Annotated in this window: 11 protein-coding genes and 3 pseudogenes; 10 read left to right on the forward strand and 4 right to left on the reverse strand. The window is 54.4% G+C overall.

Going from position 1 to position 14,984, the window contains the following annotated elements; genetic code table 11:
- Window positions 1-169: 169 nt before the first annotated feature.
- The 8 genes and pseudogenes from FS819_RS19115 to FS819_RS19150 all read left to right on the forward strand — a co-directional run.
- Window positions 170-1,387, forward strand: a complete 1,218-nt coding sequence (locus FS819_RS19115; RefSeq protein ID WP_197434035.1) for a sedoheptulose 7-phosphate cyclase — start codon at window positions 170-172, stop codon at window positions 1,385-1,387.
- The gene (locus FS819_RS19120; RefSeq protein ID WP_156547174.1) at window positions 1,384-2,406 is read left to right on the forward strand and encodes an ROK family protein; all 1,023 of its coding nucleotides are present in this window, start codon (window positions 1,384-1,386) and stop codon (window positions 2,404-2,406) included. Before FS819_RS19115 ends, FS819_RS19120 begins: the two co-directional genes overlap by 4 nt.
- The gene (locus tag FS819_RS19125; RefSeq protein WP_156547176.1) at window positions 2,403-3,545 is read left to right on the forward strand and encodes an alcohol dehydrogenase catalytic domain-containing protein; all 1,143 of its coding nucleotides are present in this window, start codon (window positions 2,403-2,405) and stop codon (window positions 3,543-3,545) included. Before FS819_RS19120 ends, FS819_RS19125 begins: the two co-directional genes overlap by 4 nt.
- Window positions 3,542-4,288, forward strand: a complete 747-nt coding sequence (locus tag FS819_RS19130) for an SDR family NAD(P)-dependent oxidoreductase (RefSeq protein WP_081341718.1) — start codon at window positions 3,542-3,544, stop codon at window positions 4,286-4,288. The genes FS819_RS19125 and FS819_RS19130 overlap by 4 nt, the downstream gene beginning before the upstream one ends.
- Entirely contained in the window at window positions 4,285-5,127 is an 843-nt protein-coding gene (locus FS819_RS19135) for a sugar phosphate isomerase/epimerase family protein (protein WP_141748660.1), read from the forward strand. Before FS819_RS19130 ends, FS819_RS19135 begins: the two co-directional genes overlap by 4 nt.
- A 203-nt stretch (window positions 5,128-5,330) precedes the next feature.
- Complete coding sequence (locus tag FS819_RS19140) at window positions 5,331-6,509, forward strand: MFS transporter (RefSeq protein ID WP_156547178.1); 1,179 nt, start codon at window positions 5,331-5,333, stop codon at window positions 6,507-6,509.
- A gap of 93 nt (window positions 6,510-6,602) precedes the next feature.
- The gene (locus FS819_RS19145; RefSeq protein ID WP_156547180.1) at window positions 6,603-7,691 is read left to right on the forward strand and encodes an MDR/zinc-dependent alcohol dehydrogenase-like family protein; all 1,089 of its coding nucleotides are present in this window, start codon (window positions 6,603-6,605) and stop codon (window positions 7,689-7,691) included.
- Window positions 7,692-7,816: 125 nt separating this feature from the next.
- Window positions 7,817-8,468: pseudogene (locus FS819_RS19150) on the forward strand (IS3 family transposase); the annotation flags it as partial.
- Window positions 8,469-8,519: 51 nt separating this feature from the next.
- On the opposite strand, the pseudogene FS819_RS19155 reads toward FS819_RS19150, so the two are convergent.
- The 4 genes and pseudogenes from FS819_RS19155 to FS819_RS19170 form a co-directional block, all read right to left on the reverse strand.
- Window positions 8,520-9,321, reverse strand: a pseudogene (locus FS819_RS19155) (IS6 family transposase).
- Window positions 9,322-9,596: 275 nt separating this feature from the next.
- Window positions 9,597-10,757, reverse strand: a pseudogene (locus FS819_RS19160) (Tn3 family transposase); the annotation flags it as partial.
- Between the two features lie 189 nt (window positions 10,758-10,946).
- Entirely contained in the window at window positions 10,947-11,990 is a 1,044-nt protein-coding gene (locus FS819_RS19165) for a DUF4158 domain-containing protein (RefSeq protein WP_234625129.1), read from the reverse strand.
- 5 nt (window positions 11,991-11,995) lie between these two features.
- Window positions 11,996-12,619, reverse strand: coding sequence for a recombinase family protein (locus FS819_RS19170; RefSeq protein WP_156547187.1), 624 nt, complete (start codon window positions 12,617-12,619; stop codon window positions 11,996-11,998).
- Window positions 12,620-12,899: 280 nt separating this feature from the next.
- Between FS819_RS19170 and FS819_RS19175 the strand changes: the two genes are divergently transcribed.
- Together FS819_RS19175 and FS819_RS19180 are read left to right on the forward strand one after the other, a co-directional pair.
- Window positions 12,900-13,616, forward strand: coding sequence for an IS6 family transposase (locus FS819_RS19175; protein WP_156547189.1), 717 nt, complete (start codon window positions 12,900-12,902; stop codon window positions 13,614-13,616).
- 268 nt (window positions 13,617-13,884) lie between these two features.
- Window positions 13,885-14,964, forward strand: coding sequence for a nucleotidyltransferase family protein (locus FS819_RS19180; RefSeq protein ID WP_156547191.1), 1,080 nt, complete (start codon window positions 13,885-13,887; stop codon window positions 14,962-14,964).
- The last annotated feature ends 20 nt before the right edge of the window (window positions 14,965-14,984 follow it).

Raw genomic sequence — 14,984 nt, forward strand, 5'->3', positions numbered from 1 at the left:
TGCACGGCAATAAGTTGTAAAAGTGACCCGCGCCAAACAAGATGCCATCTAAAAGAGTGTATCTTGGTTTCAGGCTCTCAATTTCAATGCAATGCGCGGCATGCATATTCCTGTACGCTAACATACAATTAAATTAAAGAATTTCAGGATTGATCTTTAAGAGGTGCAAATGAACATCCAAACGTCTAGCGCAATTTCCAAGGATCTCAATTTACCCCTAGCAAAGCATAGCGATATTACTTGGCGTATGCATGCGACCCAAGATGTCAAATATAGTGTCTCCATTGTGAACGAAATTCTAAATCCAAACAATCCATCTCTGGCCCATGCGTGCCATAAGTACGTAAAATCTGGAGAAAAGACAAAACGATTGGTCGTAATTGACGAATTAGTTTATAATTTATATGGGGAAGAATTTAAAAATTACTTCAGCAATTGGAATTTTGATATTCGCTGGAAGATCATTATCGGCGATGAAATTAACAAGAATATGGATGCCGCAATTACCGTTGCTGAGGCGATGGCCGAGGCCGGACTGTTGCGGCGTGGTGAGGTAGTCATCGGAATTGGTGGCGGTGTTCTCTTGGATGTTGTTGGCTTCGCATCCAGTCTTTATAGGCGAGGCATTCCTTATGTTCGAATCCCGACAACGCTCATGGGGCAGATTGACGCCGGAATAGGAATAAAGACAGGCGTTAATCACGGAGACCACAAGAATCGACTTGGTACCTATTTTGCGCCGTCTTCAGCTCTTATCGATACCAGTTTTTTACGTAGCCTGAGCAAGCGTCATATCTCAAATGGCGTCGCTGAAATTATTAAAATGGCACTCATCAAAGACTTTGCTTTGTTTGAATTGCTCGACAATCTCTCATCTGAGATGACAGCCGAGCTATTTTCCTCCGATAATGCCATAATTAAAGAAATTATATCTCGCTCAATTGTCGGGATGCTAGAAGAGCTTGAGCCAAATCTTTGGGAAGCTGAATTGTCGCGTTGTGTTGATTATGGCCATACTTTCAGCCCATCGTTGGAACTTATAGCAACACCGGAACTCCTGCACGGTGAAGCAGTTGCCGTTGATATGGCCCTGTGCATCGCGTTGGCGAGAGGTAGGTCACTCCTCAGCGAGGAAGAAGCCAACAGAGCCATTGCGCTTATAGCCAAATCCGGCTTGCCCGTGAGGCATCCATCTTTCAAGCATGAATTGCTTGAAAAGGCTCTGTCCGATACGGTGAAGCACCGCGATGGCCAACAAAGAATACCATTGACTGATGGCCTCGGCGCGGTCACGTTCGTTAACGATCTGACCTCTGCCGAGTTGGCTGCGGCGCTTGAATTTCTTGATGAGCGTCAGCATATGTTCAGCCAAGCGATCACAGTATGACGCGCACAGCCACAGTGATAGACGTGGGGGGAACCCACGTCCGTTGGGCGAAGTGGAGTCCGGCGGGAGGTGTTTATGATCGACGCAGTTCCCCCGCGCCCAATTTTCGTCGTCACCCCGAGTTGTCAGGACTTCAGCTTCAGGAGCGGCTGATTAACTCGATTTGTGAGCTTGCGCCAGATCAGCCGAATTCGGTGGTAGCGATTTCGTTTGGCGCGGCCTTAAATCAACTGAACGGAACGGTGTATGCTTCTGCGCCATTATGGGGTGACTATGACGCGCCTCTCCATTTATCCGCTGCCTTGTCTGATAGAAGACCAGATGTTCAATGGCATGTGGTAAACGATGTGACCGCAGCGTTGCTGCATGTTGCGTCATTGCCCCTTTGCCGGCAAGATCGAAAGGTCATGTTGGCAACGATAAGCACCGGGATTGCGGCCCGCACGATTGATCGTTCCACAATGCGGATTCCCCTTGATGCCAATGGATTACAGGGAGAGATCGGTCACTTACCAGCGTCTGCAAATCTCTTCGCTCAGCCATTTGTCCTGAACTGCGATTGTGGCAAACAGGGCCACCTCGCGGCCTATTCGTCAGGCCCTGGCATCGAACGGGTGGCAAATATCCTGCGGGAACAATACCCACAGGATTGGGATAGGTCGTTGCTTGCCCTCCATATACAGGATGGCGCATCCTGGGAGCATGCATTCAAGGCTTCCGTCATCGCTGGAGACAGCTTGGCTACGAATTTGCTTGCCGTGGTGACCGCGCCCGTCGCAGATGTCCTGCGAACCGCGCTTTGTCTAGACCCAGATCTGGACCGGATTGTGTTGACTGGTGGTGTCGCAGTGGCGCTCGGCGACCACTACAGAAATGCAATTTTACAACATCTTAGCAATCAAGGTCTCTATCTGACCAGCAAGTATAATCCGAATTGGGTCGCGGACCGGATTGTCGTCTGGGATGCGGATTGTCTTTTTGGTGCAGGAATTGCCGCGCAGATGGCGGGCGCGCAATGACAGCTTCTCATCGCGCAGTGGTCAGGGCAAATGGCACAACCTCTGTATTGGATCGCCAAACATCTACCCCAAACGACCACGAACTGCTGGTGGCTCCACTCCACGTGGGGTTATGCGGCACTGATATCCAGATGTTGCGAGGACTTCGTTCCGACCCCACGCCTGTTATTGGGCACGAAGGGGTGTGCAGGGTTGTCGCAGTTGGCAATGATGCACCTGAATGGATCACTCCGGGAACTCTCGTCTGTATTAACCCTACTCACCGTGATGATCCATCCTTCCTTCTTGGTCACAATGTCGAAGGCTTGTTGCAGGAGCGGGTGCTTATCCCCAGCACTGCGGTGCTGGGTGGGCTGGTACTCCCTCTTAGCGAAGCCATGAACGCTGAAATTGCGACATTAATTGAGCCATTGGCAGTTGTTCATTATGCGCTGCACCTTCTCGCAGAGCACAAGCCGGATACAATCGTTATTTTCGGCGACGGTGTGATTGGGCAAATTGCAGCACGTGCCGCTACCGACATACTGGGCGCGGACGCGCGTATCGTGCAAGTGCACCACACGGCGAGGGGGATCGAATGGAGCGCCAACCATGCCGTTTCCACTGTTCATCGCATATTACACGACAAAGCGGGAGCACAATATCTGGCGAACCTCCCTTCGAATGCGCGAGTGGCGGTCCTCCTCGCGACACCAAGAGATGCAACCTTGTTATGCCTTGATACGGCACTTCAAAATATACGTGGCGAGCTTGCAATTAACTTACTCGGAGGCTTGCCACCAAACGCGGCGAGCCCGTTATTGCCGGAGGTAGACCTTAATGTGATCCGTGCTGCGAATTGTGCAGGTGCGCCAAACCCACCCCTAAGGTTCAGCCTGTCAACAATTACCGGCAAGACAGTATCCCTCATGGGTCACAGAGGCGTCGCCAACCGGCATCTCAAAGGTGCCGTTGCCGAATTGGCTGAGTTCCCATCACGCTATCAAGAACTCATTACACATGTCGCCACGTTGGACGAGGCCGCGACTATCATGCAACAGCTGGCGACGTCCCGAGACCGCATCGTAAATGGTCGCCGACTTATCAAATTGGCGGTGCAAATCGAACCGAAACAACGCAGACTAAGAGGTGACCTATGACTTCGCTAACAGGTCGTCGAGGCCTTGTTGTCGGTGGCTCTACCGGTATTGGCAGAGCTATCGCTGATGCTTGGTCCGAAGCTGGCATGGATGTCCTTGTGCTTAGCCGATCGCGACCGAGAGAGCAGGGCAAGTTACGTTGGTCAGCTATCGACTTAGCAGACCAAGTATCAGCCATTTCAGTGCTGGAGGAGGCAAGTAGAGAGCCGTTGCATGCGGTTAGTTTTGCTGCAGTGCATTATGGTGATCGACGCACGCGATTTTCCGAGACGCCATTATCCCAATGGCGTCAACAGCTTGAGGTAAACCTCAACGGAATGTGGCTAACGTTGGCAACGACGTTACCCGCACTGCGTAAGTCTGGGCCGGGTTTATTTTTAAATGTCTCTTCAGAGGTCGTTTTCAACGGTGGCCCAGGGCGTGCTGGCTATGCAGCGACGAAGACGGGATGCGCATCGTTACTTGAGTCGGTTTATCAGGAGGAAAATCCGGACGAAGTCCGTATCGTATCCGTGTTGCCAGCAGGCATGGTTGACTCGCCAGGTATTCGCCGTCGCCGTCCCGCCGACTTCGACTACTCCGAATACATGCGCCCCGATTGCTTCAGGTCAATCGCCGTTGAATTGGCCGAGACTGTGGGCGAGCATTATCATGGTGATAGTCTCATCGTAGAGGGTGATGGTAGCTGGCATTCTGTGAGAAAAGGCGTCCCCACATCGCAAACTGATCGGAGCCGCATGTGAGTGCCGTTCGCGTTGGCCTGGTTGATTGGCGATTACCCGTAAGCGGCCCACTTGCTGTGATGCTTGCTGCGCAGCTTGGCGTGGATGGCATTCAACTCGACCTAGGCGGTCCTCGTCGCGCACCGTGGTTGGACGAGCCAAAGCGGCTGCATGAACTCCAATTGACACTGGCTGGTTCGGGGCTGGTGCCATTGGCTATCTCTGCCAACGTACTCAATGATCTCGGGTTGACGGCAAAGGAGGGCACCAGTTTAGCCAACGATGTCCGAAACGTGATTATCCGCGCATTGAATGTGGCGGCTGAACTCGGCGTTGATCTTGTTTTTCTTCCAAGTTTCCGGCGCAGCGCCATCACCGATCCACCGACGTTGACAAGGACGGCGGAGATCTTGCGATGGGCATGTGACGAAGCAAGCCAACGGAAAATACTCTTAGCGACCGAAAATGTGTTGGCGCCAAAACAACTACGCACTTTGATGGCATTGGTGGACTCGTCAAATTTTCGAGTTGTACTCGATACCGGAAATATTTCGAACCTAGGCGCGGATCCAGTGGCCATTTTGCGCACTGCCGGCGCAGCCTTGGCCAGACAGGTTCATATCAAAAATACCAACGATCAGCAGCCACTACGCGCACCGGCCCCTGCCGTCTTGAACACGCTCGCCGAACTTCGTCAATCAAGCGTCCCCATTAATGCAATGATACTGGAAAACGACTATCGCAATGGCGAATTGAACCGCATCACGGCGGATATAGGCTGGCTACGGGACCAACTCGCCGCCCAATCGAACAATTCCATGGCCGCTTCACAGAACAAAATTGAAGCATCTGTTCAATAAAATAACCAACAGATTCAACACTTAAACAAAGTAAAACCAGGAAATCACATGTCGATTCCGCTTTATTACTTATCACTGTCGCCAGTCGTAATTTCCGAATTTTGACGCTCATTTTATTAAGGTGGCAATCCGCGGAACCATTTTCCCAGGGTTGCAGCTTGAATTTCAAACCCTTCAGTTTCTTTCGAATTTAGAGGATACCTATGCCCATAATTCTCTTTGCATTAATGCTTGGTGTGTTTTGCGTTGGTACCGCAGAGATTGTCGTTTCCGGGCTTTTGCCGATCGTGGCTAGCGATCTCTCTGTCTCCGTGCCTGAAGCCGGTCTACTCGTCACTGGCTACGCACTGGGAGTCACAATCGTTGGCCCGTTTGTGACCTTGTTCACCACCAACGTGCCGCGCAAAATGCTCGTGCTTGGATTGATGATACTGTTCGTCCTCGGCAACATTGCTTCCGTATTTGCCCCTGATTATCGTATGTTGATGTTGGCCCGCGTATTCACCTCCCTCAGTCACGGCACATTCGTCGCAGTCGCGTTTAACCTCGCGGCAAGTTTGTCGCCCGCAGATAAGCAGGGGTCCGCCATGGCAAAGATCGCTCTGGGTTTCAACATGGCAAACGCCGCTGGCGCACCATTGGGAGCATTTATCGGCCAAAATCTGGGTTGGCGTGCAACATTTGTCGCTATCATTTTGGTCGCTGTGGTTACTGTTGCTCTGATAGCAATGTTCATGCCCGCAAGTTTACCTCGCTCTAAACAAGCAAAAAAAGGGTCATTGCGCCAAGAACTTAGTGTATTAGGCCACTCAAATGTCCAGTTCGCAGTGGTGGCCACTGTACTTGCTCAGGGCGCAGTCTTCACTGCATCAACGTATATTGTACCGCTCCTGACCGACGTGAGCAATTTTAACCCAAATGCCATAGCGGCGTTGCTTGTCGTATTTGGTCTTGGTGCGGTAATTGGTAATTTTGCTGGCGGTCGGCTTGCAGACGGCAACGTTATGCGCGGCATCACCGTGGTTTTGACCAGCTTGACCCTGGTGCTGGCCGTATTTTGGCTGAGCAGCGTCACGCCTCTTCTGTCGGCCATCACACTATTCTTTTTCGGCGCTATTGGGTTTTCTATTATTCCATCGCTCCAGGCCCGCATTCAATCTGTCGCCTTGGCTGCGCCTACATTGGCCCTTTCGGTTAATGTATCGGCCTTCAATCTGGGTAATGGCCTGGGTGCCTGGTTGGGTGGGGCGGTCATTGGGCATGGGTTCGGTGTACGCGCAGTCCTCCTGGCAGCATCTGCATTGGCTGCGACAAGTTTAGCTATCATACTTTTGTCTTGGTACTTGGAACGTCGCAACAAACCAATCACCACAACGACGTGACAGAGTAACAATACCTCCACGCTCAGCGGCTTGGCGCGCTGGCGCGCGCCTTCCAAACCAAATTAGCAGCAGATTTGATTATTTGGAGTTTAAATGACGGAATTTCCATCCACTTACACAACTGCTGAGCTTGTCAGTGGAGCAGTTACCATCATCGAGAAAACCTTTCCTAGGGAAAGGCTCCTTGAAGACGTCGTTGTAATACGGCCTGATTACATAGGCATTTGTCGCGCTGACGTTAAAGAAATCGGTGGCTCCCGCGATATTCCAACTGATCGCGGTCCATTGTTCGGACATGAGCTTGTCGGTTCTGTGTCTTTTGCGGGAACTCAGAGTGGATTTCAAAAAGGTGATTTAGTGACATTCAACCCGAATATCACACCCATTCGCACTACTGGGTTTGCCGAATATGTGTTCATTCAAGGCACAACGGATCAACTAGACCAAGCCGTCGTGCGCGTCCCTGAGCCTGATATTCTCCAAAACGTTTGGATGCCTGAACCGTTCGCCTGTATTGTGCACGCGACCAAGAAACTACTGGAACTGACAGAGCTTGTGTCGTTCCACGGAAAGAAGGTCGGAATAATAGGTGCTGGCTGTTCAGGCATCATGTTTGCGATGTACGCGAAGCATCTTGGCGCTTCGGTTGTTGTGTTCAATCGTGGTGAAATGCGGCGCACCTTCGCGCAAGACCAAGCGCTTTTAACCAAGGAAGAAGTTCTTCCCCTCACAGAAATTGATAATCACCGCGATACATTTGATGTCGTCATTGTTGTTCCGACCATTGTGACGGCAGAGATTTTACTCGCCGCCGCGAATATCGCATCTCATCAAGGAATTCTGCATATCTATGGTGGCACGCGCAAGGGGGACCGTTTCCCCTCAACCCAAGTCGATATTGACACTATTCGACGGCAAGAAGGAGTTAGTGAGACGGAGTACATGGGAAAAGAAATTAAGATAGCTGGCGCCTACGGGTGCTACAAAGAAGACTATGAGGAAAGCTTTAGGTTGCGCTCAGAATACTCTACTCAATTTCCTCTGGAAAAGTTGATCTCGAAAGAGATAGTATTCGAAAAATTTTCTCAGCTTATTATGGATGTTGCGAAGGGAAATAAAGATTTCCCTGGTAAGGTTGTTATAAAAACCAATTCTACGGATACCAATATGATTAGGGTGTGAATCCGACGCCGTTGAAACGGGCTGTGTTGGACTTGCATCGGAAAAGTGTAGAGGTTTTCTTGAGTTGCAAGGGAACCGGAATGCCGAAGCAGAGGATTTTTACGAAGGAATTTGAGACGTAAGCTGTGCGCCTGGCACAGGCGAGCGGGCGGTCTCAGCGCGAGATCACCCAGGACCTGGGCGTCGGCCTATCAACGCTGGTGCGCTGGATCGGTCGTCGCCGTGATCAGACAATGGATGCGCCGACAGGGTCCAAGACCACGGAAGACATGGTGGCCGAACTGAAGCGTTTACGCCGGGAGAACGAAATCCTGCGGCAGGAGCGCGAGATACTGAAGCGTGCCGCAACTTTTTTCGCCAAGGAAGGAAGCCGATGAAGTTTCGGTTCACCGATCAGGCGAAAGAAGAATTCCCCGCATACCGTCTCTGCAAGGTTCTGGGCGTCAGCCAGAGCGGCTACTTTGCCTGGAAAGACCGGCCTGCAAGCCATCGCAGCCCGAGGACATGGTGATGCTGGCGCATGTGCGCTCGGCCTACGCCCTGTCTCACGAGACCTATGGCAGCCCACGCATGACGCGGGAATTACAGGACAGCTGCTTTGCCATCGGCCAGAGGCGAACCGCCCGGCTGATACGCGAGAATGGCCTGCATGGCCGGCAGAGGCGGAGGTTTAAACGCACCACGGATAGCCAGCATGCCTTCCCGGTTGCGCCTAACATCATCAATCAGGACTTCGCAGCAACCGCTCCCAATCAAAAATGGGGTGTTGATATTTCCGGCTCTGTTGCAAAGATTTCAAATAGCAACGAAATTCCCTAATGTACTTTGTCAAGCGGACTGACCTTCGAGATTCTGGGCGAGCAGTGCCACGGCTTCCGTGAGAGCGCCCGGTCCGACGCCAAAAGCCCGTTCAACGATGCGAGCTTCACCACGGATATCGCCGGTCAGGTTGAAAATCGCAGCCTGCCCCTTGCGTAAAGCCCGCATCACCTCGAATCCCTTGATCGTAGCATCGGCCGTTTTCAGCGTCTTGAATCCTCTCACGGGTCTGATCAGTTGTTTCCGCTTACCATGATCGGCCTCGACAACATTGTTCAGATACTTGACTGCCGATGGACCAACTCTTTTGGGCATTTGTCATTTGTCATTTGTCATTTGCCATTTGCCATTTGCCATTGGCCTTCAGTTCTGCGATCGCGATCCCATAGGTTGGTGCCTTGTCGGTGTTGATGACCGTTGGCTTTTCCCAATCTTTCAGGCCGTTCAGCGCCTTGCCCAGGAATCTCTTGGCCGCTTTGGAAGCGCGGGTCGGCGACAGATAGAAGTCAATCGTGCTGCCGAATTTATCGACGGCCCGGTAAAGATAGGTCCACTTGCCGCGAACCTTCACATAGGTTTCATCGACCCGCCAACTCGTCGATTGCGGGCGACGCCAATGCCAGCGCAGCCGCTTTTCAATCTCGGTCGCAAATTTCTGAACACAGCGATAGATCGTGGAATGGTCGACCAGCACGCCCCTTTCAGCCATCATCTGTTCAAGATCACGGTAGCTCACCCCATAGCGGCAATACCAGCGAACTGCCCAAAGAATGATTTCACCCCGGAAATGACGCCACTTAAAATCGCCCATCAAAAATCTCGCTAAAAATTGCCAGAGTCTTTTTTGAGCATCATCGGAATTTTTGCAACAGAGCCAGATCGAGTGCGTGGTTTTGTGCGAGGCTGAGATCCGACATGTGAGGCTCCATCCGGTGGCGGGGCCAATCCCCGCTCGATGGCGCCCGTTTGATCCGGACCTGGCCGCGGTCATCTCGGCGGCGTAGCCGGAGAGGTCGCAGCTTGCTCGCGAACCCCTTGCGGGTTGACCGTCCAAGGTCGGGACTGGATTAGGGATGCCAGACAAGAGAGCGACCCGGCGAGGCGCAACAGATCATCCCAGTGCTCCAAAATCAGCTTCATATTGATTTTGTTCGAGGCGAGTTCGTCGAGTATGCCATAGTGGACTTTCCCATCGACGCGCCAGAACCTCGCGCCGCCGACATCGGCGATGCGCGGGCTGAACTGGTAACCCGGCAGGTGGAATATTCCAAAAATCGTGTCTGTATACCCGGCAGTGTCGGTCATGATCTCCGTCGGCTGAAGTTCGGTCTCCTGTTCGAGAACGACGGCGAGGAGATTGAGGCTGTCGCGCAATGTGCCGGGGACGGTCACAGCATTGAGACCGGTGAACTGGTAGGAGGCAAGATTGTACCATGTGATGCCGCTCTCCTGCCCGAAGTACCGTGGATTTGGCCCGGAATGGATGGTGCGGACCGGTACGACGAAACGCAATCCGTCGGCGGAAGCAACTTCGCCACCACCCCAATGCCTTGCCAGCGGTACCGCGTTCTGAGCCGCGACGAGCGCGGCGTTGGCGATTGTCAGCGTCTCGGCGCGCAGAAAATTCTGCTTGACCCAGCTCAGCCGCGACCGTCTGAGCGCCGGCGCATCGAGACGGACCAATGGTTCGAATCCGGTGTTGGTCGCCTCCGCCACAAGCACGGCGCAAACGCTTGTCGCGATGTCCTCGGCTCTGGCGCTGCCTTCACTGGCATGTGTGAAGAGGTCGGCAAACCCCGTCCGCGCGTGCATTTCCAGGATCAGCTCAGGCAGATCGAGCCTGGGCAGTCGGGCATCGACTGCCATGCGGAGCGCGATCAGGCTCGCGGGCTCGTCGATCTTTTCCAGGCGCTCTACGGATAGGTCGGGACCGGCTGCGGTGCTGACGATCGTCACCGCCGTGTTCTCCGGCACCCTCCCGGCTGTTTCTCGGTATGCGAGATCGAGCCTGCGCGCCAATTTGCCGAGTTCCTCGTCGGCCGAGGCCGATACACCAACGGTGCGGCAGATCGCAGGTCGGGCGGCCTCCCACACCGCTCCCGATAGCAGACCCTTTCTCGGGTCGGCATAGCGAAGCGACCGAAAACGTCGCGTCGGCGGATTGCGCGGCGAAGCCCGTCGAGAACGCAGAGCCGGTATCCGGTCATGTCCAGAGAACCGTCCGGGTTCTTCAACTGATCCTGCCATGCTTTCGGCGCAAAGGAGATTGGCACCGGACCTGAGCGCTTGCGGCCGGAATGCACGACGCGGAGATATTCGACAGCTTCAAGCAATGACCGACCCGCTGGCGCTGCGCCGAGATCAAGACCGGCAAGCAGCGCCGGCGTATAGGCGATTTTGCGAGGATGCTTTCTGAGTTCGGTGAAATAGGTGTCGTCATGGGGCTCGGCAAGCGTCCCGACGCGCTCGGCCGCCGCGGAGCTTCAGTGCCGCGGCGTCAAGGTCCCGCAGAGAGCGTAGCCTGGCCTCCTTCGAGGCCGTCGCCGCTTGCGCGAACATCGATGTCGTGACTGCATCGAACAGATCAATCACATCATCTCCGGCTGATGCCTCCAGGGTCTGGATGAAGGCTAACAGCGTGGCGGCGCGCCGATCGGGTGGCAGACGCGCAACCGCTTGTGCCTTTGCTGCGACCGCGAAACGCGCCAAAGACGAAACTTTGCCCGGCGGCAGCCGATCGGTCGAGGGAAGCTCGTTGGTGATGGCACGAATTTCTGCCAGACGTGCAAGCGCGCGGCTGATTTCCCGGCCGCTCTGTATATACGGCCCGTCCCGCAGTCGATCGAGCGGGCTCTGCCTCAGGCTCTCCGGAACTTCCACAAGATTGTCGAGGCGCGCGCGCTGATCGGGCGTCAATGCCTCGATCAGCAAGCGATGCAGACGGGCGTTCGCACGCGTCCGCACCCTTGCCACGGCGCGTTCGAGAACGGATAGGCCTGGAAGCAGAACCTTGGCGTCAAGCAGCCAGGCGACCGCCCGGTCAAATATAGCCGAAGGTCGGTCCGATCCTGTCCAACACAGGGCATATAGGAAGCGGTTGCGCCGGAAGCCGACGCCGCGATCGGCGTCGGTTCGGTAGCCATAGCGCTGGCGAATTCGGATTGCATGTCGCCAGCGCCCCTCGCTTCGTGCATATTCGGCGATCAGTTCCTCATGGCCGGGGAGCGAAAGCTGGTGGGCGGTGAAGCGCAGGGCGGGGTCCGGCACCTCTCTCGGATTTTCGAGAAAAATCCCGAGCATGCGTAGCGATCCGAGCTGAACGGCAACACCCAGGCGATTGTGGTCGCCGCGGTGCGTGGCGACGAACGCGCAATCAACGTCGTCGAGATGAAAATAGCGGGCCAGTTGATCCGGCGTCGGCTCTCCAGTGAAGCGGCCATACTCCCTGGCCTGGCTTTCGGTCAGGAAACCAACCGGCATGGTCTTTAAACCTGTGCGGCAGTTTCGCGCTTCGCACGGCGCTTGGTGAGGAGTTCGTTGGCCCGTTCGCGCGGCTTTCCTTTCGCATCGACATAGGCATAGAGCGTCGACAACGACATGCCGAGCTGTGCGGCGACATCGCGCGCAGCATTGTCCTGGTCGGCCATCATCGCCATTGCCACTTTGAGTTTTTGCAGGGTCATCACACGCGGGCGTCCACCGGCTCGCCCACGTGCACGGGCCGCCGCCAGTCCCGCCATGGTGCGTTCGTATATGAGATCACGTTCGAACTCCGCTAGCATCGCAAAGATACCGAAGACGAGCCTACCGGTCGTGGTGGTCGTGTCCACGTCGCCGGTTAGCACCTTGAGCCCGATCCCGCGCTTTTGTAGATCACTCACCAGACCGACCACGTGAGGAAGCGAGCGGCCGATGCGATCGAGCTTCCATACCACAAGCGCGTCGCCCGCCCGGCTGATCTCAAGCGCCTTCGCAAGGCCAGGTCTTTCGGTGGAGCGCCCCGAGCAGACATCCTCGTAGATCTTCTCGCACCCGGCACGCTCCAGCCCGTCGCGCTGAAGATCGAGATTTTGCTCACTGGTCGAAACGCGCATGTAGCCAATTAGCATGTTCACTCCCCTACTTCATATTAACTTAGGCGAATGGGAGTTTATAGGCTATAGGTTTATGGATGGGTATTTATGAAATTCGATGGCTTTTCCGGCGGCTTTGCGATCGGCTCCACATCTTCGCATCAAACCGGGGTTTGTTGGAATAGCAGCTTGCGAGATCACTACCGACAAGCCGTTCGACATCAACGCACGCATCTATTTCGGTCAGGAGACCCCACGCCTCCGTTAGGCATCGTAACGTTAACCGGACATCGATCAAAATGTGGGATCTGGCTGCATGACCAGATCCAGCCGTGATCCCCTTTATCGTCGCCACCGATTTCCCGGCGGGGTGATTGCCCATGCAGTTTGGCTGTATTTCCGGTTTCCGCTTAGCCTGCGGATGGTCGAGGATCTGCTGGCAGCGCGTGGCATCATCGTCTCTCATCAAACCGTGCGGCTCTGGGCTGAGAAATTCGGTAGACATTTTGCCAATGATATCCGCAAGCGCTCAGCCGGCAGGCTCGGTGACAAATGGCATCTCGATGAGGTTGTCATCACCATCGGTGGAAGGAAACACTGGCTTTGGCGCGCCGTTGATCAGGATGGCTTTGTTCTCGACGTGCTGGTGCAAAACCGCCGCAATGCCAAGGCGGCAAAACGTTTGATGCGCAAGCTCCTGAAAGCCCAAGGCCGTGCGCCGCGTGTGATGATTACCGACAAACTACGATCCTATGGTGCAGCAAAGCGGGAGGTCATGCACGGCTTTGAGCATCGTTCTCACAAAGGATTGAACAATCGGGCAGAAAACTCGCATCAGCCCGTCCGACGACGGGAGAGGATCATGAAGCGCTTCAAGTCAACACGACATCTTCAGCGTTTCGTTTCCATCCATGACCCGATCACCAACCTTTTTCACATTCCCCGCCACGATATTCCATCCGTCCACCATCGCGAACTGCGAACAGCTGCCATGCAAGCATGGCACCAAATCGCGCGCCTTCACGCCGCATGAACTAATTCATCACGCCAAGATGTTGCGTTCAAGGCGATAAGTTTACAGTGCCGCTGCGATCGGTGTCGCTATTCTTAACCGAATGCTCGCCTGCGGACGCCCGAAATCCGCTCAACGCCAAGCCTCGACGGGAGCAACCAAATAAGCGTCCCATCAAAGACTGAATGATCACCTGTCGCTGAACGATGCACCAACGCCACATTTAATCAGATTTGCCAAAATCAACAAGCTATACTAGATTTGAGGAAATGTTATAGGACGCCTTCAGATGAAACAAATCGATCTCATGTTCCGGACGATGGTTGCGGAGTTGCAGCAACGGTCTTTCGATGCGCAATGGTCGGCCGACTTTCCGCCAACGGGACGTTTCGTCAAGATGACGGTGGATAATCGCGCATACTGGTATTTCGATCAGCCGAACGGAGAAGGCGGTCAGAAACGCCGATATGTCGGGCCCGTCGATGATGAGGAAATCACGGCTCGGGTCGAGACCTTCCGAGGCGAAAAGGACAATTACCAGAACCGCCGAAAGATAGTGGCGGCTCTCACTCGTGAGGCTGGTTTGGTTGCTCCTGATCGCTTCACTGGTGCGGTCGTTGAAACCCTTGCTGCGGCAGGTCTTTTCCGGCTTCGAGGTGTCCTTGTCGGCACGGTCGCATTCCAGTGCTACGCCGCCCATCTCGGTATCAGATTGCCAATGGCAGCGATCCTCACAGGTGATGCGGACCTCGCTCAAGATTATGCGATCTCCAGCGAGGTCGAAGATTCGATTCCGCCAATCCTTGATCTCCTTCAGGGCGTCGATCCGTCCTTCCGAGCACTACCCCATATTTCCGGTTCCCCTCACTCTAATGCATTCCGAAATTCGTCTGGTTATCGGGTCGAGTTCCTAACGACAAATCGGGGAGCTGAAGAATATTCGGACCAACCGGCTCAGATGCCAGCACTTGGTGGGGCTGCGGCCGAACCGCTGCGGTTCATGGATTTCCTGATCCGTGACCCGGTGCGAACGATTTTGCTGCATGGTGCCGGTGTCTCGGTCGTGGTGCCCGATCCATGCCGGTATGCCGTCCACAAACTGATCGTCGCCGGTCGTCGCCAGAATGATGCCGGGGGCAAGGCAAAGAAGGATAAGGATTTGCGGCAAGCTGGAATGCTGTTCGAGGCATTGCAGGAAACGGGCGAAGGGACAAGCCTGGCTGAAGCTCTTCGCGAGGCTTGGGATCGAGGTCCGTCATGGCGTATCTCAATCACGGCTGGTGTTGATGCGGTTGCCAAGCAATATCAACCCGCACTCCATCGAACCTTCGACATTCTACCCGCCGATGAAATAGAAAAGGCCCGCTGATCTGGCGGCCCCATTTGTAT

The organism is Allorhizobium sp. Av2, from assembly GCF_021462805.2.
Classification (GTDB): domain Bacteria; phylum Pseudomonadota; class Alphaproteobacteria; order Rhizobiales; family Rhizobiaceae; genus Allorhizobium; species Allorhizobium vitis_G.

Excerpts from the sequence above, each read along its gene's own strand:
- FS819_RS19115 (WP_197434035.1), top strand. The coding sequence starts at position 170 with ATGAACATCCAAACGTCTAGCGCAATTTCCAAGGATCTCAATTTACCC.
- FS819_RS19120 (WP_156547174.1), top strand. The coding sequence starts at position 1,384 with ATGACGCGCACAGCCACAGTGATAGACGTGGGGGGAACCCACGTCCGT.
- FS819_RS19125 (WP_156547176.1), top strand. The coding sequence starts at position 2,403 with ATGACAGCTTCTCATCGCGCAGTGGTCAGGGCAAATGGCACAACCTCT.
- FS819_RS19130 (WP_081341718.1), top strand. The coding sequence starts at position 3,542 with ATGACTTCGCTAACAGGTCGTCGAGGCCTTGTTGTCGGTGGCTCTACC.
- FS819_RS19140 (WP_156547178.1), top strand. The coding sequence starts at position 5,331 with ATGCCCATAATTCTCTTTGCATTAATGCTTGGTGTGTTTTGCGTTGGT.
- FS819_RS19145 (WP_156547180.1), top strand. The coding sequence starts at position 6,603 with ATGACGGAATTTCCATCCACTTACACAACTGCTGAGCTTGTCAGTGGA.
- FS819_RS19165 (WP_234625129.1), bottom strand. The coding sequence starts at position 11,990 with ATGCCGGTTGGTTTCCTGACCGAAAGCCAGGCCAGGGAGTATGGCCGC.
- FS819_RS19170 (WP_156547187.1), bottom strand. The coding sequence starts at position 12,619 with ATGCTAATTGGCTACATGCGCGTTTCGACCAGTGAGCAAAATCTCGAT.
- FS819_RS19175 (WP_156547189.1), top strand. The coding sequence starts at position 12,900 with ATGACCAGATCCAGCCGTGATCCCCTTTATCGTCGCCACCGATTTCCC.
- FS819_RS19180 (WP_156547191.1), top strand. The coding sequence starts at position 13,885 with ATGAAACAAATCGATCTCATGTTCCGGACGATGGTTGCGGAGTTGCAG.